Annotated in this window: 28 protein-coding genes and 1 pseudogene; 10 read left to right on the forward strand and 19 right to left on the reverse strand. The window is 70.0% G+C overall.

Features of this window, described 5'->3' with window-relative positions:
* Nucleotides 1-74: 74 nt before the first annotated feature.
* Genes EP757_RS02850 through EP757_RS02860 form a run of 3 tightly spaced genes read right to left on the reverse strand, consistent with a single transcriptional unit; the run spans nt 75 to nt 1,177 of the window.
* Nucleotides 75-416 (reverse strand): carboxymuconolactone decarboxylase family protein, encoded by a 342-nt coding sequence (locus EP757_RS02850; protein WP_127542652.1) that lies wholly within the window; start codon nt 414-416, stop codon nt 75-77.
* Nucleotides 413-580, reverse strand: coding sequence for a zinc transporter permease (locus tag EP757_RS02855; protein ID WP_127542653.1), 168 nt, complete (start codon nt 578-580; stop codon nt 413-415). The genes EP757_RS02850 and EP757_RS02855 overlap by 4 nt, the downstream gene beginning before the upstream one ends.
* A 57-nt stretch (nt 581-637) precedes the next feature.
* On the reverse strand, nt 638-1,177 hold the full coding sequence (locus tag EP757_RS02860) for a hypothetical protein (protein WP_197725501.1): 540 nt from the start codon (nt 1,175-1,177) through the stop codon (nt 638-640).
* 159 nt (nt 1,178-1,336) lie between these two features.
* Between EP757_RS02860 and EP757_RS02865 the strand changes: the two genes are divergently transcribed.
* Entirely contained in the window at nt 1,337-2,329 is a 993-nt protein-coding gene (locus EP757_RS02865; protein ID WP_127542654.1) for an NAD(P)H-quinone oxidoreductase, read from the forward strand.
* Between the two features lie 51 nt (nt 2,330-2,380).
* Here the strand turns inward: EP757_RS02865 and EP757_RS44735 are convergent.
* Nucleotides 2,381-3,901, reverse strand: a pseudogene (locus tag EP757_RS44735) (diguanylate cyclase domain-containing protein); the annotation flags it as partial.
* A 100-nt stretch (nt 3,902-4,001) separates the two neighbouring features.
* Here EP757_RS44735 and EP757_RS02880 point away from each other — a divergent pair.
* Nucleotides 4,002-4,925 carry an AraC family transcriptional regulator gene (locus tag EP757_RS02880; protein WP_160165757.1) on the forward strand — a complete coding sequence of 308 codons (924 nt, stop codon included), beginning with the start codon at nt 4,002-4,004 and terminating at the stop codon, nt 4,923-4,925.
* Between the two features lie 47 nt (nt 4,926-4,972).
* Here EP757_RS02880 and EP757_RS02885 read toward each other — a convergent pair whose 3' ends face one another.
* Nucleotides 4,973-6,148, reverse strand: coding sequence for a zinc-dependent alcohol dehydrogenase (locus EP757_RS02885; RefSeq protein ID WP_127542657.1), 1,176 nt, complete (start codon nt 6,146-6,148; stop codon nt 4,973-4,975).
* On the reverse strand, nt 6,145-6,687 hold the full coding sequence (locus EP757_RS02890) for an SRPBCC family protein (protein WP_127542658.1): 543 nt from the start codon (nt 6,685-6,687) through the stop codon (nt 6,145-6,147). Before EP757_RS02890 ends, EP757_RS02885 begins: the two co-directional genes overlap by 4 nt.
* Nucleotides 6,688-7,031: 344 nt before the next feature.
* Here EP757_RS02890 and EP757_RS02895 point away from each other — a divergent pair, with 344 nt between their 5' ends.
* Nucleotides 7,032-8,114 (forward strand): hypothetical protein, encoded by a 1,083-nt coding sequence (locus EP757_RS02895; RefSeq protein ID WP_127542659.1) that lies wholly within the window; start codon nt 7,032-7,034, stop codon nt 8,112-8,114.
* 61 nt (nt 8,115-8,175) lie between these two features.
* Here the strand turns inward: EP757_RS02895 and EP757_RS02900 are convergent, their stop codons facing one another.
* A complete protein-coding gene (locus tag EP757_RS02900; RefSeq protein WP_127542660.1) occupies nt 8,176-9,336 on the reverse strand; it encodes a glutathione-independent formaldehyde dehydrogenase in 1,161 nt (386 codons plus the stop codon).
* Nucleotides 9,337-9,547: 211 nt separating this feature from the next.
* Entirely contained in the window at nt 9,548-9,994 is a 447-nt protein-coding gene (locus EP757_RS02905) for a hypothetical protein (RefSeq protein ID WP_127542661.1), read from the reverse strand.
* A 57-nt stretch (nt 9,995-10,051) separates the two neighbouring features.
* Here EP757_RS02905 and EP757_RS02910 point away from each other — a divergent pair, with 57 nt between their 5' ends.
* Nucleotides 10,052-10,318: a peptidoglycan-binding protein gene (locus EP757_RS02910; protein ID WP_127542662.1), complete on the forward strand. Its 267-nt coding sequence runs from the start codon at nt 10,052-10,054 to the stop codon at nt 10,316-10,318.
* 9 nt (nt 10,319-10,327) lie between these two features.
* Here the strand turns inward: EP757_RS02910 and EP757_RS02915 are convergent, their stop codons facing one another.
* Genes EP757_RS02915 through EP757_RS02935 form a run of 5 tightly spaced genes read right to left on the reverse strand, consistent with a single transcriptional unit; the run spans nt 10,328 to nt 15,037 of the window.
* On the reverse strand, nt 10,328-10,849 hold the full coding sequence (locus EP757_RS02915) for a DUF664 domain-containing protein (protein ID WP_127542663.1): 522 nt from the start codon (nt 10,847-10,849) through the stop codon (nt 10,328-10,330).
* A gap of 14 nt (nt 10,850-10,863) precedes the next feature.
* The gene (locus EP757_RS02920) at nt 10,864-11,607 is read right to left on the reverse strand and encodes an endonuclease/exonuclease/phosphatase family protein (RefSeq protein WP_127542664.1); all 744 of its coding nucleotides are present in this window, start codon (nt 11,605-11,607) and stop codon (nt 10,864-10,866) included.
* 10 nt (nt 11,608-11,617) lie between these two features.
* On the reverse strand, nt 11,618-13,069 hold the full coding sequence (locus tag EP757_RS02925) for a phosphatase PAP2 family protein (protein ID WP_127542665.1): 1,452 nt from the start codon (nt 13,067-13,069) through the stop codon (nt 11,618-11,620).
* 10 nt (nt 13,070-13,079) lie between these two features.
* Nucleotides 13,080-14,090, reverse strand: coding sequence for a YihY/virulence factor BrkB family protein (locus EP757_RS02930; RefSeq protein WP_127542666.1), 1,011 nt, complete (start codon nt 14,088-14,090; stop codon nt 13,080-13,082).
* Nucleotides 14,087-15,037 carry a diacylglycerol kinase family protein gene (locus tag EP757_RS02935; RefSeq protein ID WP_127542667.1) on the reverse strand — a complete coding sequence of 317 codons (951 nt, stop codon included), beginning with the start codon at nt 15,035-15,037 and terminating at the stop codon, nt 14,087-14,089. The genes EP757_RS02930 and EP757_RS02935 overlap by 4 nt, the downstream gene beginning before the upstream one ends.
* A 38-nt stretch (nt 15,038-15,075) precedes the next feature.
* Here EP757_RS02935 and EP757_RS02940 point away from each other — a divergent pair, with 38 nt between their 5' ends.
* From EP757_RS02940 to EP757_RS02950, 3 genes are read left to right on the forward strand one after another with little or no spacing between them, the layout of a single operon-like run.
* Entirely contained in the window at nt 15,076-15,564 is a 489-nt protein-coding gene (locus EP757_RS02940; protein WP_127542668.1) for a DUF1990 family protein, read from the forward strand.
* Nucleotides 15,561-16,337 carry an MBL fold metallo-hydrolase gene (locus tag EP757_RS02945; protein ID WP_127542669.1) on the forward strand — a complete coding sequence of 259 codons (777 nt, stop codon included), beginning with the start codon at nt 15,561-15,563 and terminating at the stop codon, nt 16,335-16,337. The genes EP757_RS02940 and EP757_RS02945 overlap by 4 nt, the downstream gene beginning before the upstream one ends.
* Entirely contained in the window at nt 16,334-16,921 is a 588-nt protein-coding gene (locus tag EP757_RS02950) for a DedA family protein (RefSeq protein ID WP_127542670.1), read from the forward strand. The genes EP757_RS02945 and EP757_RS02950 overlap by 4 nt, the downstream gene beginning before the upstream one ends.
* On the opposite strand, the gene EP757_RS02955 is transcribed toward EP757_RS02950, so the two are convergent.
* Nucleotides 16,896-17,789 carry a serine hydrolase gene (locus tag EP757_RS02955; protein WP_127554055.1) on the reverse strand — a complete coding sequence of 298 codons (894 nt, stop codon included), beginning with the start codon at nt 17,787-17,789 and terminating at the stop codon, nt 16,896-16,898. The two genes, EP757_RS02950 and EP757_RS02955, sit on opposite strands and share 26 nt — an antisense overlap.
* A gap of 172 nt (nt 17,790-17,961) precedes the next feature.
* Here EP757_RS02955 and EP757_RS02960 point away from each other — a divergent pair, with 172 nt between their 5' ends.
* Entirely contained in the window at nt 17,962-18,894 is a 933-nt protein-coding gene (locus EP757_RS02960; protein ID WP_232050343.1) for a hypothetical protein, read from the forward strand.
* A 438-nt stretch (nt 18,895-19,332) separates the two neighbouring features.
* On the opposite strand, the gene EP757_RS02965 is transcribed toward EP757_RS02960, so the two are convergent.
* Both EP757_RS02965 and EP757_RS02970 read right to left on the reverse strand, forming a co-directional pair.
* Complete coding sequence (locus EP757_RS02965; RefSeq protein WP_174262331.1) at nt 19,333-20,382, reverse strand: S1 family peptidase; 1,050 nt, start codon at nt 20,380-20,382, stop codon at nt 19,333-19,335.
* A gap of 241 nt (nt 20,383-20,623) precedes the next feature.
* Nucleotides 20,624-21,157, reverse strand: coding sequence for a winged helix-turn-helix domain-containing protein (locus tag EP757_RS02970; protein ID WP_127542671.1), 534 nt, complete (start codon nt 21,155-21,157; stop codon nt 20,624-20,626).
* A 161-nt stretch (nt 21,158-21,318) separates the two neighbouring features.
* Between EP757_RS02970 and EP757_RS02975 the strand changes: the two genes are divergently transcribed.
* A complete protein-coding gene (locus tag EP757_RS02975; protein WP_127542672.1) occupies nt 21,319-21,828 on the forward strand; it encodes a flavin reductase family protein in 510 nt (169 codons plus the stop codon).
* Nucleotides 21,829-21,839: 11 nt separating this feature from the next.
* Nucleotides 21,840-22,322, forward strand: coding sequence for an NADPH-dependent FMN reductase (locus tag EP757_RS02980; protein ID WP_127542673.1), 483 nt, complete (start codon nt 21,840-21,842; stop codon nt 22,320-22,322).
* On the opposite strand, the gene EP757_RS02985 is transcribed toward EP757_RS02980, so the two are convergent.
* From EP757_RS02985 to EP757_RS02995, 3 genes are read right to left on the reverse strand one after another with little or no spacing between them, the layout of a single operon-like run.
* Complete coding sequence (locus EP757_RS02985; protein ID WP_127542674.1) at nt 22,323-23,957, reverse strand: S8 family peptidase; 1,635 nt, start codon at nt 23,955-23,957, stop codon at nt 22,323-22,325. It lies immediately after the preceding gene.
* A 41-nt stretch (nt 23,958-23,998) separates the two neighbouring features.
* Nucleotides 23,999-24,625, reverse strand: coding sequence for a response regulator transcription factor (locus EP757_RS02990; protein ID WP_127542675.1), 627 nt, complete (start codon nt 24,623-24,625; stop codon nt 23,999-24,001).
* Nucleotides 24,622-25,755 (reverse strand): sensor histidine kinase, encoded by a 1,134-nt coding sequence (locus EP757_RS02995; RefSeq protein ID WP_174262332.1) that lies wholly within the window; start codon nt 25,753-25,755, stop codon nt 24,622-24,624. Before EP757_RS02995 ends, EP757_RS02990 begins: the two co-directional genes overlap by 4 nt.
* Nucleotides 25,756-25,757 lie beyond the last annotated feature (2 nt).

Genomic DNA, 25,757 nt, shown 5'->3' on the forward strand with positions numbered 1-25,757 from the left:
TGAATCCGTCGGCCCGGTGGCCGACCGTCGCGGCGAGGCGGCACCCCGCATCGGACTGCCGCCTCGCCGCCGTCTCAGGACTGGATGTCGCCGTCCACCGGACCCAGCACCTCGTGGGCGATGACCGACGCCGAGATCGCGGCCGGGAATCCGCCGTAGAAAGCAGCGTGGGTGATGAGCGCGGAGATCTCCGGCAACGTCAGCCCATTGTCCACCGCGCGGCGTAGCTGCGCCCGCAGCTCATCGGGCCGATACAACGCTACGACCGCGCCGAGCGTGGCGATGCTGCGATCACGCGGGCTGAGCCGGGCGTCGTCCCAGACCCGCTCCGAATAGAGTGGGTCCTCGATCAGTGCGGTGAGCTCGGGGGTGAAGTGGCTCGCGGCTGCGCGCGGCGACTCGATGTGATCCGTCATGGCGCCTCCCCGTGCTCGTCGTAATGCCCGTCGTGCTCGTGGTGAAGGTGCCCGTCGTGCAGGTAGTCCACATGCCCGTCGTGCAGGATGGTCTCGTGCCCGCAGCCCGCGCCGTGCTGATGGTTATCCGCGGTGTGCTCCGCGACACTGTGATCGGTGATCATGCCGGTTTGTCCCCCTAGACGGTGTTTACCCATTGATGACGCCCTCGATGACAAACGTCACGCGTTGGCGCTCCGGGCGATACTGGCCGCGAACAGCGGCGTCTCGCGCTTGTTGTGTGCCCCCGAGGCGGCCTGCCGGGCGCGGGCGGCCTCCTCGAAGGTGCCGCCGTTCTCCACCGTGAACTTGATCATTTCCTCAGTGGGGTGGGAGGTGACGGTGTTGGTGTAGCGCAGCCGGTCCCCGTCGATCTGCTCCATCTTGAGCTCCCAGATGACCTGGACGGTGGTCCAGCCGTGGGGAGTCAGCACGTCGGACAGGGAGACCATCTTGCAGTAGTGCGGGCCGGCCTGCTTGTAGCGGTAGTGCTGGATGACCAGGCCGGTGCCGATCATCTCCACGTTGATGGACATCGGGGTGCCGTCATCGTCGACGGTGTAGCCGGCGGCCTTGTGGTCGCCGGGGGCGCAACGCTGGTACTCCTTGTCGGGCAGGGCCTTCAGCCAGGCCTCGATGTCGACCTTGCCGAAGGGTGCCCGCACCTCGGCCACCTCGGTGGAGTGGGACAGGACCAGGTCGTCACGAACGGTCACAGACACGGCGTTCTCCTTCATGTTGGGCGTAGTGCTCATGTCGGGTTCGATCGTCGGTCCGACGCTCGGCTGCGGCATCGGTCAACTGACGACCTTCCCGGCCGCCGAGGAGGGGCAGTACGTTGACCGATGCCGGTGGCCGCGGTCGCGGGCACGCTCGCCCGCATGATCACTGAAGCGATTTCCTTCGATCGGCCCGGCGATCCCGATGTCCTCATCTGGCGCCCCACCGACCTCCCCGAGCCGGGCCCCGGCGATGTCGTCGTCGACGTTTACGCGGCCGGTGTCAACAACGCCGATCTGCTGCAGCGGCAGGGGCAGTACCCGGTGCCGCCGGACGCACCGGCCACCCTCGGCCTGGAATGCTCGGGACGGCTGTCGTGGGTCGGACCACAGGTCGAGGGCTGGGCGGTTGGTGACGCGGTGTGCGCACTGTTGATCGGTGGCGGCTACGCCGAGCAGGTCGTCGTGCCCGCCGCTCAACTGCTGCCGAAACCGCAGAGCTTGACCTTCATCGAGGCGGCGGCGCTGCCCGAGGCGCTCTGCACCGTGTACGCGAATCTCGCGATGACCGCGCACGTCAGGCGCGGCTCCAGCCTGCTCGTGCACGGTGGCGGCAGCGGCATCGGCACCACCGCGATTCAGTGGGGCAAAGCCGTCGGCGCGAGGGTGCTCACGACCGTCGGCAGTGACTGGAAACGCGACCGGGTGCTCGGCCTCGGCGCCGATGTCGCCGTCAACTACCGCGACGAGGACTTCGCCACCGCCACATTGCGTGCCACCGCTGGACGTGGCGTCGACGCCATCCTCGACATCGTCGGAGCGCCCTACCTGCGGGCCAACGTGGACTGCCTCGCGCCGGGCGGGCACCTGGTCATCATCGGCGGCCGGGTCGACGGATCCGGCCGGCTTGAACTCGGCACGCTCATGGCCAAGCGGGCCAGCGTCTCCGCCACCATGCTGCGACCACGACCGAAGGCGGAGAAGGCCGCCGTGGTCGGCGGCGTCCGTCGCGAGGCGTGGCCGTTGGTCGACGCCGGGCTCATCGTTCCCATCATCGACACGGTCCTGCCGATCCGGCAGGCCGCCAGGGCGCACGAGTTGCTCACGGCCGGCCGTACCTTCGGCAAGGTGGTCCTCGCCGTCGACGTGCCCTGACGCTGAACCCGCCGCGCCCGGACGGACCATGCGATGTGCGCGGACGGGCACCGTCTGCACCAGGCCGAGTGACGAGTGCCCGGTGCCGAAGTCGTCCAGCGCGATCCGTACGCCGAGCCTCCGTAGATCGTGCAGTGTCGCCACGGCCTGGCCACCCTCGAAGACGGCGGTCTCGGTGACCTCGACGGCGAGGTACCACGGCGGAAGTCCGTCTCGGCCAGGATGCCGGCGACGGCCGCGGCGAAGTCGGACCGGGCGAGTTGACGGGCGGACACGTTGACGATGACCTTGTCGGGCGCGCCGGCGCCGAGTTCGGCCTTCCATCGTGCCATCTGGCGGCAGGCCGTCCGCATGATCCCGGAACTGGCCGGTGTCCAGACCGATCCGCATCTCCGCGCCGAGCCTGGCGTGCCCCGTCGACTGCTCGTCCAGGGCAGGCTCCCAGAGCCGGTACGCCTGGCCGGCTCGCTTGGCGGCGTACATTGCCGCCTCCGCCCGGCGTAGCACCTCCGCCGGGTCGCCGCGCTCGCCGGCGGCAAGACCTATACCGGCGCCCAGGAGCAGATCGTGGCCGCACGCGTGTACGGGTTCACGCAGCGGGGCGGCGAGCTGAGCGGCCAGCGCCCCGGATTCCGGGGAGCTCCTGCCGGGCAGCAGGATTGCGAACTCGTCGCCGCCCATCCGGGCGAGCAGCGCGTGGTCCGGGACCGTGCGCGCCAGCCGCTGGGCAAGGGAGAAGAGTGCGCGGTCGCCGACCGAGCGTCCGAGTTCGTCGTTGACGTTCTTGAAGCCGTTCAGCCCGAGCAATGCCACCTGTGCCGGCCCGTCGGCCATCGCGATGCGCAACGCGCTCTCGAACCCACGCCTGTTCGCCAGCCCGGTCATTTCGTCCCGCATGGCGAGCTCTTCCATGTCGTGTGACTGCGTTTTCAGCTGCGTCAGGATCAGTGCCATCCGAGCGATGGTGAGCATGATGAGGACGATGGTGCCGTGAATGACGACCGTGCTGTTGACGGTGTTCTTCCCGACGTACGGAGTGAGAAGCAGCGCCGGTCCTAGTAGTGAGCGGGCGGCGGACGCGCACAAGCGAGCCACACTGTGTTCCGTGCCGGCGAGCGGTACGACGCGGGTATCCGCCGCCATCGAAGGATGCAAGGCAGCCGCTGCCCACAGCAGCGAGGAGGCGATGAAGACGGCGTCCAAGGCGGAGGGGTCGGCATCGAAGTAGATGATCATCACTGAGTACCACGGACCGGGGCGCCGAGGCCCGTACAGCCGCGCGCCGACGAGGAGAGCCACCACGGCCGCCAAGCCGATCGCGTTGTAACAGATCCTCGCCGCGAGCGATGACGCGGGCAGCAGGAAATACCCCCGACGTCGCCAGCACCATATCCGCGTAAATCGCGCGACGAGCCATCGGTCCCATGACGACGGCATCTGAGGCTGAATACGCCGTCGCCCCATTTTGTGGAACAGCTCACCACGGAAAATGGATAGAGCCTTCGGTATCCGGATAATCGAATGTTCCACGCACCAAAATGCAGCCCAGGAAAAGCCCTCCGAGTGCCGCATATAATTGGTGGCGAGGTGATGCGGTATGCCCGGGTACGACGCTGACGGCAGGTCTGGCCCTGTCACACTGCAGAGCTCTGACCTGGATGAGACCCGACTGGTGCTCGCCGAGCACTTCTACTCCAATTTCGTCGACATGCTGGAGCCGTCCGAAAGCCTGGACACCCAGCTGCGGGTCACCAACCTCGGACCGATAACGATCGGGGACGTACGTTTCGGCACCGACCTGAAGCTGAGGCTGCACGAACTCGGCGCGTACCACGTTGATCTGATCCTGTCCGGCCGGCTCGAATGGCAGCAGGGCAGAGATGAACCCCGGGTCACCACTGATACCAGCGGGGCGGTGTTCCAGCCGGTCGGTGACACCGTCCTAAACCGGTGGACCGGCGACTGCCGGCTCCTTGCCGTGAAGATCGACCGCGGCGCCCTCGAAATGCAGCTGGCCCGCATGCTCGACACACCCGTCGGCTCACCGATTCCGCTCGCCCCCCGGCTTGACCAGTCGCGCGGACCCGGCCGGACCTGGACCAACATGGTTCGCACGCTCGCCGCGGATGCTCTTAGCGAGAACCTCGGGCTGACGCAGAACCCGCTGCTCGCCGAACCGCTGCAAGAAATGCTCCTGCGTGGCCTTCTGCTCGCCGGCGACCATCCGTACCGGGGCCGGCTGGCCACGCCGGGCGGACCTTATCCAGCGCCCCGCGGGATCCGCCAGGCGATCGACCTTCTGCACAGCCATCCCGAGCAGCCGGTCACCATCGCCGGTCTCGCCGACACCACCGGCATGAGTGAACGGGCGTTGCAGGCAGGCTTCCAGCGGTACGTCGGCATCTCACCCACCGCATACCTGCGGCAGATCCGCCTTGACCGCGCCCACGACGAGCTTCGGCAGGCGGAACCCGGCCGGACGACGGTGGCCTACGTCGCGCACCGCTGGGGATTCACCCACCTGGGACGGTTCGCGGGTTCCTACCGCGCACGGTACGGCGTGTCACCTTCTCAGACACTCAACGCCTCCGCATGACCGATTCCGTATCCGGCCGCCGCCGCGGTGGCCGGATACGGCGGCGGTCAAGGTTTGAGGACAACCTTCTCGCAGTCGTCCTGCTTGCTCTTGAACATCTCGAAGCCCCGTTCCGCCTCGTCGAGCGGCAGGGTGTGGGTGATGATCCGCGTCGGGTCCAGCTCGCCGCGTTCGATCCGATCGAGCAGCGGCTTCATGTAGCGCTGAACATGGCATTGGCCGGTGCGCAGGGTCAGGGACCTGTTCATCCAGGCGCCGGCGGGGAACTTGTCGAGGAATCCGCCATAGACGCCGATGACCGAGACCACGCCGCCACTACGGCACGACATGATGGCCTGACGCAGGGCGTGCGGCCGCTCGGTCTCCGAGCGGACGGCCTGCTTGACCCGGTCGTACGCGGCGATGTGCGCGCTGCCGTGGGTGGCCTCCATACCGACCGCGTCGATGCACTTGTCAGGTCCCCGCCCGCCGGTTAGTTCCAGCAGCTGCGAACGCACGTCGACCTCGTCGAAGTTCACCGGGATGTGGCCGGCCTGCTCGGCCATCCGCAGCCGGTATGGTTCCTTGTCGATGGCGATGACCTTCGCGGCGCCGAGTACCCGGGCGCTGTCCATGGCGAACTGGCCGACCGGGCCGGCGCCCCAGACCGCCACCACGTCGGTGGGCTGGATGTCGCACATCTCGGCGCCCATGTAGCCGGTGGGCAGGATGTCGGACAGGAACAGCACCTGCTCGTCGGTGAGGTCGGATTCGATTTTCAAGGGGCCGACGTCGGCGAACGGCACCCGCGCGTACTGGGCTTGACCGCCTGCGAAGCCACCGGTCAGGTGCGAGTAGCCGAAGATCCCGGCAACCGGATGGCCGAACATCTTCTCCGCGATGCCCGCGTTGGGGTTGGTGTTCTCACAGCAGGAGTAGAGCTCGGCGGCGCACGCGGCGCACGCGCCGCAGGCGATCGGGAACGGCACGACCACCCGGTCACCGACACGGAGCTTTTCCCCGGGTACGCCGGAGCCGACTTCGATCACCTCACCCATGAACTCGTGGCCCATGACGTCGCCGTCCTGCATCGTCGGCACGTACCCGTCGACCAGATGCAGGTCCGAGCCGCAGATCGCGGTGGAGGTGATCCGTACGATGGCATCGCGCTTGTTGAGAATCTTCGGGTCCGGCACGTCACGGACCTCGACGGAGTTACGGCCGGCCCAGGTGTTCGCCCTCACTGGTCGGCTCCCTTCGCGAGTTCGGCGTCCGACAACGGTTGCGCCGGGCGTTGCGGGAACTCCTTGCGGGCCTGCTTGCCCCACGGGGCACCGTCGGAGCGGACCACCTCGCCGGTCTCCAGGACCTGCTTGAGCCGGCGCAGATCGTCGTCGAGCTGCTGATGAGGTTCCTCGCCGAAATACTTGGCGACCGCCTTGCCGATGGCGCCGCCGGGGATGTCGTAGACCAGCACGACGTGGATCTCGGTGCTGACGCCGTCCGGGGCGGGGACGAACCGGACCGTGCCGGCGTTCGGCACGTCGGCGTTCCCGGTCGACCGCCACGCGATCTTCTCGCCGGGTTCCTCGTCGAGGACTTCCGCGTCCCACTCGACGTTCTTGCCGAACGGGGCGGCAGCGGACCAGTGGCTCGTCCGGGCGCCGGTGGTGCGGACCTCTTCGAGGTGCGCCATGAACGTCGGCAGGTTCTCCAGCTTGCGCCAGAAGGCGTACACCTCGGATGCGGATTTACGGATGGTCGTCGTTGCCGTCAACTCCATGGATCCTCCTTCGCGTGAGCCGGTGCGGTCGGCCCGGGTGGCCTGTACGGCGGTCAGCAGATCCAGCGGTCGCCCTGCGTCACGAGTAACCTTCGTGGTCGGTCGCGTCCCGTCCGCCGTAACAAGGAGCGCGTCTGGTTCGGACCTCCGCCTTCCCGTGACGAAAACACCTAAACCGCCCTGGCCTCCCTTGGCCCCGCCGGGCCTCGATCCGTCACGCCGGCTCGGCGATCTCGACAAAATCAACGAATCAGACGGCATGGGCGTCAGGCCGAGGGATGTATGCGCACCGATAGGGAAAGCGTCGGCACCGCAACGCGCACCGATACCGCCGAGGAGCTGTGATGACCCATAGTGATCAGTACCGTCCGGAGATCGTCGTTGGACTGGTCGCCACTCCACCGGATCACCCGGCACGGATCACGGCACGGCTCGCGACCGAGCTCGCCGATCTGCTCGCCGCGCAGGTGGACGCCGGCGTGCGATGGACGGTCGGGCAAGGCTGGGGCGAGGTGGCGCCACGACGCGACGGCGGCGCGGAGGCGCTGCTCGACGATCTGGCCCGGCGGCGCGCCGATGATCAGTGGGACATCGCGATCTGCCTGACCGATCTGCCGTTGCAGACCGACCGGACGCCACTGATCGCTCAGATCTCCACCCGGCGCCGAACCGCGATGGTGTCCCTGCCGGCACTGGGTCTGAGTCAGCTACGAACCGTCCGCGCGGTCGTCCCCCATCTGGTGGCTGCCTTGCTCGCCGACACACCCCGCCCTCCGGCGGACCTGACGAGCAGGGTCCCGGTCATCAAGCGGGTCCTCGGTGAGGACGATGCCGAGGAGAAGCGGTACGTCGCCTCACGGTGGACCGGACGAGCGCGGTTGCTGATCGGGATGGTCCGGGCAAACCAGCCGGGACGTGCGCTGCTGGGCCTGTCCAAACTATTGGTGGGTGCCTTCGGCACGGCCGCGATCGCGCTCACCACCAGCACCATCTGGCAGATGGGCGATGCGCTCGGCGGCCTGCGACTCACCACCGTCATGCTGTTGGGGCTGACCGGACTGGTGGCCTGGCTGATCATCGCCCACGACCTGTGGGAGAAACCCGACCGTGACACACCGGCCGCGCTGGCCCGGTTGTTCAATCTCGGCACGATCCTCACCCTGGCCCTGGCCACATCAGTGTCCTATGTCGTGCTGTTCCTCGGCACACTGCTCGCCGCGGCGCTGCTGATCGACAGCTCCGTACTGGAACAGACCCTGCAACGGCCGGCCCACGCGACCGACTATCTGACCCTCGCCTGGATCATCAGCTCCCTGGCCACCGTCGGCGGAGCGATCGGTTCAGGGCTGGAGGACGAGGAGACGGTCCGGGCCGCCGCCTACGGACACCATCCCGAACCCTCCGGCCAGGCCGGCGACGACCGGTGAGCCGGCGGCCCCTGGCTTACCCGACCGGACGATCCGGCGCCCGTTCAGCTCTCCCGCCATGTCAGGCCCCCGCCCCCGCCATCGCCGGGTGCAGCACGACCTTCGTCCAGCCGTCATCGCGCTTGTCGAAGCGCTCATAGGCCTCCGGCGCCCGGTCGAGGGGTAACTCGTGGCTGACGATGAACGACGGCTCGGCCTTGCCGCCGGCGATCAGGTCGCGCAGCTGACGGTTGTACTTCTTGACCGGGGCCTGGCCGGTGCCGAGGTGCTGGCCCTTGAACCAGAACATGCCGTAGTCGAAGGCGAGCTTGCCCTGCTTCGCCAGCTCGTCACCGGCCCCGGGGTCCTCCGGTACGAAGACGCCGACGTTGCCGATCCTGCCGGTGAAGCGCACCGAGGCGACCAGCCGGTTCATCGTCAGGTTGGCCTGCTCCCGGCCGTCGGGCTCGTGCGCTTGATAGCCGACACACTCGCAGCCGTTGTCCGCCCCAAGTCCCATCGTCTGCTCGAGAACGGCCTGCACCGGGTCGACCTCGGAGTCGTCGATGGCGATCGCGCCGATCGACTCGGCCAGCCGCAGCCGGTCGGGGTGCCGGTCGACGACCATCACCTTGCTCGCCCCGCGGATGGTCGCCGAGAGGGCGGCCATCAGCCCGACCGGGCCTGCGCCGTAGATGACCGTCTGGTCGCCGGGCTGCACCCCGGCCATCTCGGTGGCGTGGTAGCCGGTCGGGAAGATGTCGGCGAGCATCACGTAGTCGGTCTGACGTTCCTCGGCGTCCTCACCCAGCCGCAGGCAGTTGAAGTCACCCCACGGCACGCGCAACAACTCGGCTTGCCCGCCGCCGTAGGGGCCCATGTCGGCGAAGCCGTACGCGGCGCCGGCCATCTTCGGCTCGGGCTGCGCGGTCAGGCAATAGTTCGTCAGCTGACGCTCGCAGTTCTTGCAATGCCCGCACGAGATGTTGAACGGCAGCACGACCCAGTCGCCCACCGCGACCTTGTCGACTCCGGCGCCGACCTCGACCACCTGACCCAGATTCTCGTGCCCGAACCACCGGCCGGGCTCGAAATCGGTCCGTCCCTCGTACATGTGCAGATCCGACCCACAGATATTCGCCGACGTGATCCGCACCAGCACATCGGTCGGCCGTTCGATCCGCGCGTCAGGAACATCCTTGACGCTGACCTGCCGCGGTCCCTCATAAACCACTGCCTTCACCGCTACCTCCTCGTCCAGACACCTCTCATCGCCCAGAATCGGACCCGGGCTCTCCTCTGGATACACTCGGCGGCATCACCCAGCCGACATGAGGTTTTGCATCGATTCGGCCCCCGCGTGCCGAATCCAGAACGGGCACCGTCACGGAAGCACAGCGCCGCCATGACGATCGCCTCCCGTCGCGGCGGTGGTGCTGTTTCCGGCCCGGGGGTCAGGAGGCGTCTGCCCCCAGCGCTGCCGTGATCTGCTCGACGGCGGCCGCTTCGGCGGGGCTGACGGCCTGGCCTTCCTCCCGATGCGCGGCCGCGACCCTGTTCGCCACCGCGAGGACGAAGTGCCGGTAGTCGTCGACCTCCTCGGGCGTCGCCTTGCTCTCCAGCAACGCCACGGCTTCGCGGACGTGCCGGAGTGCGTTGGTGCGGAGCTCGTCGACCGAGCCGTACCGGGTGTGGTCGGCCTTGGGCTTCGCCGACACGATCTCATCGAGTAGTTCGCTTCGACCGTGCAGCCTGCGCGCCTCGGCGTACGCCTTGGACATCGCCACCGTCTCGCGGAACATCCCGCCGCTGGAGGCCGTGACCACCATCAAGCCGGCGCTCGGCGGACCCTCGAGGACCGTTGTCCACTCTTCCGGAGAAAACGCGGACTTCGATGTCATCGAACCCTCCATCGGTGAGTTGCTTCAGGGCCGGCCGCCGCGGCGGAGGGACTGCCGGTGACCGGCATCGTCGACGAAGCGACGTGGAAGGCGCTTCCGGACGGCAATGCGATGCCGACGCTACGACAATGCTCGCAGGGTGATGTCGTCCGCAACCTCCAGCAGGCACTGACACTGGGCGCTTCCGGCCTGTGGGAAACGACGCCACAGGCAGCCGATGGGCGTTTCGGGCCCAATACCGAAGCCTCGGTGCGCGCCTTCCAGGGCTGGGCGAAGCTTCCGGTGGACGGCGTGGTCGGCCTGCAACACACCGTGAGCGATTAGCGTCCGCCGTCACTCGCCGACGGGGCCGGACGACAGTTCCGCGACGATGTCGATGTGGCCGGTGTGGCGGGCGTACTCCTGCAGCAAGTGGAAGCAGATGCGCTCCAGGGTTGCCGGTGCGGCGCCGTCCCAGCGAGGGCCGGGGGCGCCCACCTCGTCCGGGGAAGTGGTTCGGATCAGGTTGTCCGTGTGGGTCGCCTGGGTGCGCAACTGCGCCGCCAAGGAGTCGAACGACTCGGTGGGGCCGACGTGCCAGGAGGCGTTCAGGTCGGCGTTCGCGCGGTCGGCCCAGGGGTCCGCCACGGGTGCGCCCTGGAAACCCCACTCGATCCAGCGGCGTTCCACGTGGCGGACGTGTTTGAGCAGTTCCAGCGGGGTCCAGCCGGACGGCAGGCGGCTCGTCCGCTGGGCTTCGGGCGGCAGGGCGGCGACCTTGGACAGCAGGGTTTCGCGGAAGTAGCCGAGGTAGCGGATGAAGACCTCGGCACGGTCGGCGGCGGCCTCGGTCGGCGCGGGGAAGTCGATGCTCACCTCGCCGATTATGGTCAGAGGTCGAGCTCCACCCGTACCGGATAATGATCTGAAGCGTGGTCGGTGGCATCGGTCCGGATCACCTGGAGATCGCGGGCGTGCTCGGTCAGAGCGGGGCTGGCCAGCACATAGTCGAGGCGGGTCTCGGCGAACTCCTCGCCTCGGAGACCGATCGTCGGCACCGTCGGACCGGACTCGCGGCCCAGGTCGGTGAAGCCCGCGGCGAGGAAGGCGGCCACCGCACGGGTGTCGGCGCCGCCGGAGGGGCTCAGGTGGCGGCGGCGATGGTTCAGGGGCAGCGACGCCAGCGCCTCGGTGTGGTCGACGCCCGGCGCGAGACCGTTCAGGTCACCGGCGATCGCCACCAGACCGTCCGCCGAGGCATGGCGGGCGGCCAGCCAGACGGCCTCGCGCATCCGGCGGTACGGCGAATACGGCGTGAGATGCGTGCTCACCACGGACAGCGGCCCGGACGGCGTCGTCACCACCACCGTCGCGGCGGCGTGGTGCAGCCGCCAGCGGACACTCGACCGGCGGGTGATCGTCAGCGGCGGCCGGACCAGGACGGCCACCGGCTGACCGAAGAGCGACCGGGACAGATGAGCGGTCATCCCGGTCGCTTCTTCCAGGACGGCGACCTCGCTGTCCCCGTACGAACGAAGCTCCTGCATCGCCAGGATGTCGGGCCGCGCCTCCCGGACCACCTCGATGATCGCCGGAAGGCGGTCCCCTCCCCCGTGGAGGATGTTCCAGGTCATCAGCCGCACGTCAGGCGGCCTTCTCCAGGGTGCGGGGCTCCTCGGCGACCTCGGCGGCGGCCTCGGAAGCGGTCACGGCGTGCTCGTTGGGACGGATGGTGAACCAGAGGACGGTGATCCAGGAGGCGGTCAGGATGGCGGCGCCGAGCATGTCGGTCGGGTGGTGCATGCCGCGGTACATCCGGGAGAGCGCCACACCGAGCGGCATGATCACCGCGAGGGCGGGGAAGATCCAGCGCCACGGCTGGCGGAAGCGGGCCATCGTGATGATCGCGATGGCGGCCCAGACGCACATGGTCGCGGCGATGTGACCGGACGGGAACGACGACGTCGGCATCTGGCCGTCCAGCTGCTCGATCTCCGGGCGGGGACGGTCCACCGCGGCGGCCGCGCAGAGGAAGAGCGTCAGCTCACCGACCATGGTCAGCACCAGGAAGAGGACCGGGCGCCACTGCCGCCACAGGGCCAGCGCGATCGGGCAGAAGATCAGCGAGATGAAGAGGATGGCGTGGGTGTCGCCGGCCTTGCTCCAGGCCCAGCTCCACTGGTCCAGCCGCTCGGTGCGGAAACTCTGCAGCCAGGCCGGGAACGCCTCGTCGAAGCCGGGCTCCCAGCGGGTCACGGTGTAGCCGACCAGGTAGAGCAGGCCGAAGACGAAGACCCAGCCGACCAGGATCTCGGCGGCCTTGGCGAACGGGTGCGGGAGGACGGCCCCTTCGGCCGGCGCGATCCGCAGATCCTGGCGCGCCTCGGGTTCCAGACCTTCCAGGACGGAGACCTCGGGCTTGCCGGATTCACGGCGCCAGAGCTGGAAGACGTACGCCGTGACACCGATCCAGGCGATGCCGAGCAGCCAGCCGCCGAGCACGTCGGAGAGGAAGTGCACGCCGAGCGCGATCCGGGTGAAGCCGATCGCCGCGACCACCACCGCCGCCGCACCGATGAAGACCGGACGCCAGCGGCGGCGGACCGCCGGCAGGAACACCAGCACGATCATGCCGTAGACGACCATCGAGCCGAGCGCGTGCCCGCTCGGGAAGCTGTTGCCGGGCGCCTGCGCCACCGGGACCTCGACGACCGGGCGCAGCCGGCCGATCAGCGACTTCAGCGACGGGTCGAGGATCAGCGCGCCGGCCCCCGCCACGACCATGTAGAGCGCCGGGCGCGGCTGCTTCCGGATGATCAGCAGGAGCACCAGGAGTGCCACCAGCGGGATCAGGAAGCCGCGGCCGCCGGCCGAGGAGATCTGCTGGAGGACCTTGACGGTCGTCTCCGAGCCGGACGCCCAGCTGTTCAGGCCGGCCGCCACGTCGCTGTCGAGCGTATGCAACGGTCCCCAGTGGAACCGCACCAGAAGCAGCAGGACGCCGAAGCCCAGACCCACGGCCAGAACCGCGATCAGGCCGAGGACGCTGCGCTCGACGAAGTGCCGTACCGGGCGATTGTCTTCAGTCACTGCCACGGGCGGTCATTTACCCGGTCGCCTCGGTCGATACACCGGGTTGCATCTGACGCGGGATCTGCCCGGTGTCCTCGGGCTCCCACTGGTCGGGCTGGGCCGGTTTCGCGCCCACCCGGCTCGCCTCCAGCTGGGCCGCGAACGCCAGCCCCAGGAAGAACGCGACACCGGTCAGGTTGGCCCAGAGCAGCAGCGCCATCATCGCGGTGAGCGGCCCGTACGTGGCGCCGAAACTGTCGCTGACCCGGACGTACCCGGCGAGCAGCAGACTGGCCAGCCACCACAGCACCGTCGCCACCACCGCGCCGAAGAGCAGCCAGGACAGGGCCGGCTGCTTGCGCCGCGGCGAGTAGCGGAACAGGGCGCCGACCGCGAAGACGATCAGCACGAGGCTGACCGGCCAGCGGATGACGTCCCAGGCCACCCGCACCCCGTGCGAGAGGTCGAGGTTCTGCTCCGCCGAGTTGCCGGACGCGCGCCCCGCCACCAGCAGCAGGAAGCCGAACAGCGCGGGCAGGCCGGCGCAGAGCGCCATGATCGCGGCCCGGAGGTACTTGTGCAGGGCCGGCCGGTCCCGCTCCACGCCGTAGATCCGGTTGGCGCCCCGCTCCACCTGCGCCATCGCGGTAGTGAGCGCGACCAGGCCGGTGATCATACCGAGCGTGAGGGCCAGCTCACCGGCGTCCTCGGTGCGCTCGCCGTCGTCCAGCAGCTGGCGGACGACGTCCTCGCTGGCGCCCGGGGTCAGCGCGATCACCGTGTCGGCGACCACCTGGCCGCCCGACTCCACGCCCAGGTCGGTGGCGAGACCGGAGAGCGCGATGAGGAAGGGCACGATCGCGAGGCAGAGCTGCAACGCGAACGCCCGGGAGTGGCTGAAGCCGTCGCCGTACCGGAACCGGATGAACGCGTCACGCAGCAGCGGCCAGCGCCCGTAGTGCCGCAGGGCCAGGAACGCGTCGTCCGCGGACAGCTCGTCCCCGGACATGGTCCTGGTCTCGGGTACGGGTTCGGTACTGCTCAAAGTTGCTGCTCCGCGCGATCGGCGACAGCGCCCGCGTCGTACGCCAGGTCCGGATCGGCGTCGGGCTGCGGGACGCAGAGGAGCAGGGCTTTGTGCCGTACGTGGATCTTCATGGCCTTCCCCGGTGCGATCAGGTCTCCGTCGAGCTGACGTGCCTGTGCCCGGTTGCTGTAGATCTCCACACGTGATGCGGTGTACGTCTCCATCAGCGGCACCCGGTCGCGGCGGCGCAGCACCGCCCAGGCGAGCGCCGCCCAGTGCGCGAGGTTCGCCGGGCTGAGGATCGCCACGTTCAGCATGCCGTCGTCCGGTTCGGCCTTGCTGAGCAGCCGGACGCCGCCCTGCAGCCGGCCCACGTTGCCGACGATCACGGCGCGCGGGCGGCGGGGCATCGGCGGGCCGCCGTCCAGCCGGATCCGGGCCCGCATCGGGCGGTCCAGCAGGTGCTTCGCGCCACCGCCGATGTACGCGAGCCAGCCGATGTGCTTCTTCGCGGTCTCCGACGTGCCCTCCAGCATCTGCGCGTCGAAGCCCATACCCGCCATCACCACGAAGCAGCGGTCGTCGATCACCCCGACGTCGATGCGGCGGCGGCCACCCTCCAGCGCCACCTGCAGGCCGGTCTCCGGGTCGGTCCCGAGGCCGAGGTTCGCGGCGAGCAGGTTGCCGGTCCCGGCCGGGAGCACGGCGAGGGCGGTCTTCGAGCCGGCCAGCGCGGTCACGACGGCGGTCACCGTGCCGTCGCCGCCACAGGCGAAGACCAGCTCGGCGCCGTCCGCGACGGCCTGCTTGGCCTGGCCGCGGCCAGGGTCGTCGGCGGTCGTCTCGTACCACTTCGGCACGGGCCAGCCGGCCTTGGTGAGAGCTTCGCCGACGACCCGGCGCAGCTGATCGAGATCGGCCACCTTGACGGGGTTCACCACGACGGCGGAACGGGGTCCAGTCACGTTGCTCAGTCTGCCGGACGCCCGGGCAGACTGCAGGGGTGACTTCTCTGACCTATTCACACGTAGGGGCTACCCGTACCGGATCTCTTCCCCCGGGTTACCGCCACCTGCGCTACCGCGTCCGGATCGGGGCGGGTGAGGCGGTCCTGTCCCGGGCGGCCGAGGCGATCCTCACCTTCCAGATGCACCGATCCATCGGTACGAGGGTCGCTTCCGACAGTGAACGAGCTGCTGCCGGGGTCCGGCTCACCCTGGGTATCGGGCCGCTGCGGGCGCCCTGCGAGATCGTCTGGTCCTCCGCGGGCGGCTTCGCCTACGGCACCCGCCCCGGTCATCCCGCCACCGGTGAGGAGGCGTTCGAGGTCACGCTCGACGACGCCGGCCAGGTGTGGTTCACGGTCACCGCGTTCAGCCGCCCGGCAGGCGCCCTGATGCGGCTCGCCGGCCCGTTCGCGGTGCTCTTCCAGCAGGCGTACGCGCGCCTCTGCGGCCGGGCCCTGCGGCGCTTGAGTACGGTGAACAGGTGAGCACGACATCGGTCACCTGGTGGGGGCACAGCACCGTCTGGCTGGCCGACTCCGGCGTCACCCTGCTCACCGACCCGCTGCTCACCGGCCGCCTCGCCCATCTGCGCCGGATGGCGGGCCCGGCACCGGTGCTGCCCGGCGCGCCCGACGCCGTGCTCCTGTCGCACCTGCACGCCGACCACTTCCACGTGGCCTCGCTGAAAGCCGTTCCCGGTTCGCCCGCCCTGATCGTCCCGCGCGGCGCCGGCGCCTTCACCGCGAGGGCGCTGGGCCGGGCGGCGGCCGGGCGCATCGTCGAGCTCGCGCCGGGTGAGGAGACGGCGATCTCAGGCGTACGGGTCCGCGCCGTTCCCGCCCGCCACGACGGCGGCCGGGGCCCGTGGTCCCGGGAGCGCGCCGCCGCGATCGGTTTCATCGTGGAGGGCGCCGCCCGTACCTGGTTCGCCGGCGACACCGGGCTCTTCGACGAGATGACCGGAATCGGCCCGCTCGATCTGGCGCTCATCCCGGTCGGCGGCTGGGGGCCGACCCTCGGCTCGCACGGCCATCTGGACGCCGTCGACGGCGCCGAGGCGCTGCGCCGGGTGAAGGCGTCCTGGGCGGTGCCGGTGCACTACGGCACGTTCTGGCCGGTCGGGTTCGGCCGGGTCCGGCGGCACATGTTCGACGACCCGGGCGCCCGGTTCGCCGAGCAGGCCGTGCGGACGTCCCCGGACACCCGCGTCCGGGTCCTGGCGCACGGCGAGACCCTGACGGTGGAGAACAATCTGTGATCGCCGAACTGGGCACGCTCTCGGGGCTCTTCGCGATCGTCGCCTTCGGTGCGATCATCCCCGTCGTGCCGACCGGCGCGGCGGTGAGCGGCGCCGCGGCCCTGGCCTTCCACACCCAGCCGTTCACGATCGTGCTGGTCCTGATCGCCGGTGCGGCCGGCGCCTACGCCGGCGACCTGGTGATGTACGCGATGTGCCGGCTCGGCGGAGAGAGCCTGGCCCGGCGGCTGCGCTGGCTGCGCGACGAGGAACGGCTCGGCTCGGTGAAGCACCGCCTCGAGGAGAAGCAGGTCCCGGTGCTGCTCGTCTCCCGGCTCATCCCGGGCGGCCGGGTACCGGTGCTGCTCGCCGCCGCGTTCGTCGGCCTCTCCTGGCGGACGTTCGTCGTCGCGAACCTGCCGGCCTGCGCGCTCTGGTCGGTCGTCTACGCCACGATCGGCCTGGCCGGCGGCTCGATCTTCCCGGAGCCGTGGCAGGGCGTCGTCGCCGCGGTCCTGCTGATCCTGCTGGTCAACCAGTCGATGACCTGGATCTCCAAGTGGCGGGCCCGGCCTCGTCCTAGTACTTCAAATGCGTCCGGGTGAGCTTCGCCGCCTTCTCGACGACCTTGATCCCGCCCGGCATCGTCTTGTTCAGGTGTGACAGCACGGCGATCGACACGTCGGTGTCCTCGTCGGTGACCCGGCCGACCGAGTTGATGATCCAGAGGCCGCTCTCGGTGGAACGGGAGAGCCAGCCGTTCTTCACTGTCGCCTCCTCGCCCGCCTTCGCGACCGCCGGAACACCCCAGTCCTGATCCTCGGAGACCGTGCTCATCAGCGTGTCCGCGTACTTCCGGGACGTCGCGTTCAGCTCGCCGTCCGTGTCGACCAGCGCGTTCAGCAGCTTCACCTGGTCCTTGACGGTGGTCCGGGTCAGGCCCCAGGAGCTGCTCACCTTGGTCTGGGTGAGGCCGAGCCGCTTATTACAGGAGCTGATCGCGCTGGACCGGCCCAGCTTGCTGAAGAGCGACGTGGTGGCGGCGTTGTCGCTGTAGCGGATCATCTTCTTGGCGAGCGCGTCCTCGCTCGACGTCACCTTGCGGCCCTTGTCCTGTGCGGTGAGCAGCAGGCACGCGAGGACCTGCACCTTCACGACGCTGGCCGTCTCGTATTTCTCGTCGCCCCGGTACGCGTACGTCTCGCCGGTCTTCTTGTCGAGCACCGCGACGGAGAACTCGGGGACGGTGGCGGCGTACTTCTTCAGCGCCGCGTTGAGTGCTTTGACCCTTTTCGCGCGTTCCTGCGCGGCCAGCTCCTCCGGGCTCGGCCCGGTCGGCGACGGGCTCGCCGCCGGCTGTGTCGCGGCCGGTGGTTGCTTGAACGCGGCGAGCGCGCTGGACGCGGGCTCGTCGCCGGTCATGCCCTTCGCCACCAGCACCGCGCCACCGAGGACGCCGACGGCCGCGATCATCAGAACGAGATTCCGGGTACGTCGCACTCATGCATACTGCCGTGTCCGGGGCCCCCGATGCCGCCCGAAAGCCTGTGGAATCCGGAAGAGTGCCCGACTTTCGACCGTCCGCCAGGATGTCCGCACCCAGCGTCACCGATCACGGATGCGGGTCTGGCGCATGATGGGTGGTATGCCCTTCCTCGCGTCACTCACCCGCGCCGCCTTCGCGGCCCCCGCGGCCGCGGCCGACCTGACCCGGTCCGCGATCGGCCAGGTGATCGAGACGGCGGCCACCGCCGCGACCATCCCCGTGCGCGCGGTCGCCCTGATCGGCCAGACCGAACTCCTGATCAACCGGGTGAACCTCGCCGTCGCCCAGGCCGAAGACCTGATCACCCGGGTCTCCGTGATCGCGTCCTCGGCGGAGTCGACGGTCGCCGAGGCGCGTGCCATCGCCACGGCCGCGGCCCTGACCGTCGAGGAGGCGACCACCATCTCGGCGGCGGCCGGCGACGTGATCCGCCGGGCCTCCGTCACCGCCGAGGCAGCAGGCGTGATCGTCGGCGACGCGGCGACGGCGGTCGGCGAGGTCTCCGCGATCACCGCGGACGCCCGCTCCGCCATCGGCGAGGTCTCCACGATCACTGCCGAGGCGCGGTCCACGATGGGTGAGGTCTCCACGATCACTGCCGAGGCGCGGTCGGCCATCGGCGAAGTCGGCGGGCTGACCGGAGCGGCTCGGGAGATCGTCACGGCGGCGTCCGGGGTCGCTGACCAGGCGCAGGCGGTCGTGGCGCGGGCCGACGGTGTCGCGGGAGAGGTCGACGGGCTGCTGGGCGAATACTCGCCGACGCTCCGGCAGGCCGCGCCGCTCGCCGCCCGCTTCGTCTCGGAGCTGACGCCGGAAGAGGTGACCGCCGCTATCCGGATGGTCGACAAGCTTCCGGAGCTGCGCGACCACCTGGTCAACGACGTCATGCCCCTGCTCGGCAAGCTCGACCAGGTCGGCCCGGACCTGCACAAACTCCTCGAAGTGACCGAAGACCTGCACCTGGCGATCGCCGGCCTCCCCGGCCTCAAACTCCTCCGCCGCCGAGGTGAGGAACGAGTACACGACGCCTGACCGCCCCAGCTGTAGGCCAGAGCGACGATTCGGGCGCGACCGGCAGGCGCGGCTCCGGCCCGGGAACTCCCGAGCCGTGGGCCGGCCACCGGATGCGCGCTGGATCAGGTGCGGGAGCTACGGCCTGCTCCCCGGCCACGCCTTCCGCAGGGTCCGGCTGTGCCTCATTGCTGCCGGAAACTCGGATCGACAGCAATGAGGCACAGCCGACGGCGGGTTGGACACGATCAGGCGCATCGGAGCGGAGCGGCCGACCGGAAGAGGGCGACGGGACGCCGGGGCCGGCGGCGGCGTGAGCCGGCGGAAGGGGCCGTCAGGTGTCGGTCGGAGCGGGACGGCGGAGGGTGGGGTTCGGGGCGGCCGTCTACTCCGTACAAGGAAGGAAAAGGCTCGGCGCCCGCCGGGAGACGGACGCCGAGCCGATGGTGCGGATGGGGATCAGAAGACCGAGACGCCGTAGGCGTTGAGGGCTTCGACGACCGGCTGGAAGTACGTGGTGCCGCCGGAGGAGCAGTTGCCGGAGCCGCCGGAGGTGAGGCCGAGGGCGGTGCTGCCGGAGTAGAGCGAGCCGCCGCTGTCGCCCGGCTCGGCGCAGACGGTGGTGCGGATCAGGCCGGAGACGGAGCCCTCGGCGTAGTTGACAGTGCTGTTGAGGGCGGTGACGCGGCCGGAACGGGTGCCGGTCGTGGAGCCGCGGCGGTAGACGGTGGCGCCGACGGCCGGGGTCGCGGCCGTGGTGATGTCGATGGAGGTGCCGACGCCGCCGGTCTTGGTGATCGACGTGTTGGTGTAGCGGACGATGCCGTAGTCGTTGCCCGGGAAGCTGGTGCCGGCGCGGGTGCCGAGGGTGACCGAGCCGTTCGTCCAGGTCGACGAGATGTTGGTGCAGTGGCCGGCGGTCAGGAAGTAGTTGGTGCCGGCGCTGCTGCGCACGTTGAAGCCGAGCGAGCAGCGGCCGCCGCTGGGCGCGTAGATCGCGTCGCCGCCGGAGATGCGGACGCTGATCTTGCCGGAGACGGTTTCCATGCGGGCGGTGTCGCCGAGCTTCGCGACGGTGGCCTTGACCGCGGCGAGCTTCGCGCCGGTGACGGTCTCGTCGACGCTCACGATGACCTGGTTGGAGATCGGGTCGACCGCGAACGCCGTGCCGGGCGTCTTCAGGTCGGCTTTCAGAGTGGCGTCGGCGGCTGCCAGCTTGGCGCCGCTGCGAGCGACGTAACGCGGGGTGGCCCCGGCGGCGGTCACCTCGGCGGCGGTGGCGGCGTCGGTCACGTTGACGACCAGCTTGCCGGCGGAGTCGAGGTAGGACCCGGCGTCGCGGGTGCCGAGCTTGGTGTCGAGGGATGAGGCCAGCGTGGACTTCGCGTAGAGCGAGTCACCCGCGGCGGGGGCGGCAGTGGCGGTGCCGGGCATGGCGGCCAGCCCGCTGCCGACGAGTACGCCCACGGCCAGGCCGACGATCGGCCGGCGCAGCTTCGGGTTGAGCACGGTTCCTCCCAGGGGGATGGGTAGGGGGTGGCACGCCGGTCAGGCGTACCCGTGCTCGCAAGTATTTAAAGTGATCTATTTATAGGCAAGGAGCGGAGTTGATCTCCGATCAGTGATCAACTCCGCTCCTACCAGGCATGACGGCGGGACATACCGTCATGCCGATAGCCCTTTCGGGATGAATCAGCGATGAACGCCATTTGTCCATCCGCAACAGGCCGGCAACAGCAGGGACACTCCATCAGCGGTCCGTGACGGTGATCGGCGCCTCGTCCGCGAGGCGGTAGCCCAGCCCGTACACCGTGGTGATCAGCTCCGGGTCGTCGACCTTGGTACGCAGCCGGCTTACGTGCACGTCGACCGTCCGGTTGGTGGTGTGCCGGTGACCCCACACGTGGGTGAGCAGCTGCGCCCGGCTGAACACCTGGCGCGGGTGGCGGGCCAGGAAGAGCAGCAGGTCGTACTCCAGGCGGCTGAGCTCGAGCAGCCGGCCGTCCCGGAACGCCGTCCTCGCCCGCGGGTCGAGCTGGATCTCCCCGTCGGCGCGTGGCGTGGCCACGTCCGGGTCCAGTTCGACGGCCGCGGACTCACCGGCCGCGTCCACCAGCTCACGCAGGGCGGCGAGCACACGCTCCCGGCCACTGGCGCCGCCGCTGATGCTGATCGTCACGGTGACCGGCGGCTCCTCGTCGAGAACCGGCGTCGCCGGCACCGATCGGAGCAGGACCGGGCGGGGATAGGTGGCATGCGGATGAGCGACGGCGAGAGCGGACATTTCGGCTCCTCTGTAGGGGGTCGTTGCGGGTGACGCCCACCAAGGATACATTTCCTATCTGTTAGATAGGCATCCCACACCGTAGTGGCGGGCATCTCATCCCAAGCGACCCGGATTCCCTATAGTTTTAATAGGACTTGAGAAACAACGAGGGGGACCTCATGACCGTCAGCTCACTCGTGGACGCCGATCTCTTCCGCAACCTGCTCCGCCGGCACGCCGCGGCCGTCGTGGTGATCACGGCTCCCGGAGGAGACCTGGCAGGACCCGCCGGATTCACCGCGACCTCGTTCACCTCGGTCTCGCTCGACCCGCCGCTGGTCTCGTTCTGCCTGGCGCACACCGCCTCGGCCTGGCCCGCCGTATCGGACGCCGACGTCGTCGCCGTGCACGTGCTCACCGAGGAGCAGGAGCACGTGGCGCGGACGTTCTCGAGGCGTGGGATCGACCGGTTCGCCGCGCACGGCGACTGGGAGGAGGGTCCGGGCGGCGTCCCGCTGCTCGGCGGCGTCCTGGCGCGCCTGGTCTGCCGGGTCGTCCGGCGGGTCGAGGCCGGCGATCACACGATCGTGCTGGCCTCCCCGGTCGCCGGCGCGGTGCACGACGACCTCGCGGCGACGCCGCTGGTGTACCACGACGGCACCTACCACAATCTTCGCAAAGCCGCCTGAAAGGACCCCCGATGACGGCAATCGTCGTGATCTCCGGCAACCCCCGCACCGGCTCGCGGACGTCCATCCTTGCCTCGGCCGTCGGCGAGGCGATCGCGACGACGATCGGCTCGCCGGACCCGGTCCTCATCGAGGTGGGCGACATCGGCGCCGGGCTGCTCACCCCGGGCGACGACGCGACGGCTGCCGCGCTCGCCGCGATCACCGAGGCGAACCTGCTGGTCGTGGCGACGCCCACCTACAAGGGCAGCTATACCGGCGTGCTGAAGGTGCTGCTGGACCAGCTGCCGGCGCAGGCCCTGGCCGGCAAGCTCGCGGTGCCGGTGGTGACCGCCGGCGTGGCGGCGCAGGCCACCGCAGCGGAGGCCCTGCTCAGGCAGCTGCTCGTCGAGCTCGGCGCCATCGCGGTCCGGCCGGGGCTGCCGGTGGTCGAGGCGGACCTCACCGAGACGAGTGCGATCGCGCAGAAGTACGCGGCCGCACTCGACTGGTGATCAGCTCACGGTGACCGAATAGGCCCGCGTCGCCGTACCGTTCCCGGCGTCGGTGAAGCGCACGGTGAAGTCGAACCGCGTGCCTGCCTCCGCCGTCACCACGCCGCTGACCAGGCCGGTCTCGTCCAGAACGAGTCCGTCCGGCAGTACGCCCGACTCCAGGATCCACGAGCCGTCGCGGCCGTCGACCGTGCTGAGCTGGACCGAGATCGGCGATCCGGCGACGACATCGGGCAGCGCGGTGGTGATCGACGGCGCGCTCGCCGCCACCGGGATGACGATCGTGCGGGTCGCGGCCTGCGGCACGAAGTCGGTGAAACGCACGGTCACGGCCCGGTCGCCCGGCGTGGTCGGCGTGCCCGAGATGACCCCGGCAGCCGAGAGTCTCAGACCAGCGGGCAACGAGCCTCCCGCGAGCTTCCAGCTGCCGCGCCGGCCACTGCCGAGCTTCAATTGCATCCTGTACGCCGTACCGACCGTGGCAGCGGCCGCCCGCGAGGTGGCGATGACCGGGACGCCGGGCGGGGCCGGCACGAAGAGCAACCGGTCCGGCGATCCGGCTCGCGAGGTGACCTTGCCCTTCGTCGCGTTCGCCACGAGCTTGTCGCGCACCTGCGCCGGGGTGAGCGACGGGTTCGCGTCGAGCAGCAGCGCCGCCGCGCCGGCCACGTGCGGGGCCGCCATCGAGGTGCCGCTCCAGCTCGCCTTCGCGGTGTTGCTCGCCGCCGTGGCCGAGGTGACGTCCACGCCCGGCGCGAAGATGTCGACCATCGTGCCGTAGTTGGAGAACGACGCCCGCTTGTCCTTCGCGTCGGTCGCCGCCACCGTGATCGCCTCGGGCACACCGGCCGGGCTGCTCAGTGTCGCGTCCACGTTCTCGTTCCCGGCCGCCGCCACGAACGTCACGCCGGACAGGATCGCCTTCCGGACCGCCCAGTCGAGGGCCTGGCTGCTGGCGCCGCCGAGGCTCATGTTGGCGACCGCCGGATGCACGGCGTGGCCGGTGACCCAGTCGATGCCGTCGATCACGTCGGCGAGGGTGCCGGCGCCGTCGCAGTCCAGCACCCGCACGCCGACGAGGGTGACCTTCTTCGCCACCCCGTACGTCTTCCCGCCGATCGAACCGGCCACGTGCGTGCCGTGGCCGTTGCAGTCGCCGGCGTTGCCGTCCCGGTCGACGAAGTCGTACCCGGAGACGGCCCGCCCGCCGAACTCGGTGTGCGTGGTCCGGATCCCGGTGTCGATGACGTACGCGTGCACGGTGTCGCCGTCCGCCGAGGGCAGGTAGCTCCTGGACAGGGTGCGGCCGCGCTGGTCGATGCGGTCCAGGTCCCAGCCGGGCTTCTTCTGCGTGCCGGTCAGGTGGACGACCCGGTCCTTCTCGACGAACCGGACCGCGGGGTCGGCCCGCAGGCGCTTCGCCTGCGCGGCGGTCAGCTCGGAGGTGAACCCCGGATAGGAGCGGAACCGGTGCATGACCCGTCCGGCGCCGGTGCTCAGCGTGCTGACCTGGCCGGGCTGCTGCTTCAGGGTCACGATGTAGCGATCGGTCACGGACGCCTGCGCGGCGGACGGGACGACGGCCGAAGCAGCGGCGGCGACGGCCGCGGTGAGAGCCAGGGTCAACTTACGCATGCCCCCGAGATCGGACTTCCGGCCGGCGAGCGGAGTGCGGTTCAGTTGCGGACGGCGAGCAATGCGAGTCGCACCCGGTTCGGGCTGCCGGTCTTCGTCATCAGCGCGGTGATGTGCGTCTTCACGGTGGTCACGCCGATGTGCATCCGCTCGGCGATCTCCGCGTTGCTCAGGCCCTCGCCGACCAGGTCGAGCACCTCCTGCTCCCGGCCGGTCAGCCCGGCCGGCCGGCGCGACGCCGCGGGTTTGGCGTCGACGGCCCGGCGGACCAGCCGCCGCAGCACCTCCTGGCTGTACGGGCTCTCCCCCGCGGCGGCCTGCCGGATCCCGTTGAGCAGCTCGGCCGGCGGCGCGTCCTTGAGCAGGAACCCGCACGCCCCGGCCTGCAACGCCGGGTAGAGATGGTCGTCGTCGCCGAACGTGGTGAGCACCAGGATCCGTGCGGACGGCCGCTCGCCGACGATCCGGCTGGTCGCGGTGATCCCGTCGACGCCGGGCATCCGCAGGTCCATCACGATGACGTCCGGGGTCAGCCGGGCGGCCAGCTCGATCGCGGACTTCCCGTCGCCGGCCTCGCCGACCACCTCGAGGCCCGGCTCGGCGTCGCAGAGCATCCGCAGCCCGGCCCGGACCAGCTGCTGATCGTCGACGAGCAACACCCGGATCACTGCGATTCCCCCGGCAACAGAGTCGCTACCCGCCAGCCGTCCCCGTGCGGGCCGGCGCTCAGCACGCCGCCGAGCACCTCCACCCTTTCTCTCATGCCGGTGAGACCGTGCCCGCCACCGGGTGGGGTGGCCCGCACCTGACCGCCACCGTCGTCGGCGACCTCCCACTCCAGGTCGTCACCGGTCAGGACGATCCGGAGCCGGGCGCGGGCGGACGGCCCGGCGTGTTTCGCCACGTTGGTCAGCCCTTCCTGGGTCAGCCGGAGCACGGCCAGGCCCCGGACCGCGTCCAGCCTGCCGACCTCCGGGTCGATCTCCGCCTCGACGATCACGCCGGCCCGCCTCGCCGTCTCCACGGCGCCGTCCAGCGCCGCCGGAAGTGCGGACGGGTCGATCGCGGTCAGGGCGGCGTCACCCCGGACCCCCTCGGGATCGCGCAGCACCGCTACCAGCCGCCGCAGATCCCCCAGGGCCGCCGTCCCGGTCCGATGGACGTCGTCGAAGACGGCGGCCACCTTGGGGTCGAGACCGGGCAGCACGTGTTGCGCCACACCCACCCGGAGAACCATCGACGCGACGTGGTGGGCGACCACGTCGTGCAGTTCCCGGGCGATCGCGCTGCGCTCGTCGGCCCGGGCCGCCCGCTGCTCGGAGACGAGCCGGCGCTCGGCCTGCACGCCCAGCTCGTGGGTGGTCCGGACGACGGTGCCGATCAGCACCGGCAGCCCCAGGTTGATGCAGAGCCCGACCAGGTTCTCGGTGAGCGAGCCGGATCGGTGGAAGACCACGTAGACCGACGCGACCAGGCCGACGCTCCCCCACAGCCAGCGGCGGCTCGGCGACCAGACCGCCATCTCGCCGAGCGTCCACGCCGTGCCGACCTGGTTGATCGTGGCGTCCTCCAGGGTCTGCAGCGCCACCGCGAAGAGCGTGGTCTGCACGAGCAGGTTGATCGGTGGCCGGCGGTGCAGCAGCAGGCCGGAGGCGAACGCGGCGATCGCGAGGGTCCACTGCAGGCCGCTCACCGGCACCCCGGTCTGTCGCGGCGCCAGCAGCAGGTAGACGACGCCGGAGGTGTTCAGCAGAACCATCCTGGTGAACGTGTCCCGTACGTCGAAGAGGCGGCCCATGG

Origin of the sequence: Actinoplanes sp. OR16 (assembly GCF_004001265.1) — a bacterium.
Lineage (GTDB): Bacteria > Actinomycetota > Actinomycetes > Mycobacteriales > Micromonosporaceae > Actinoplanes.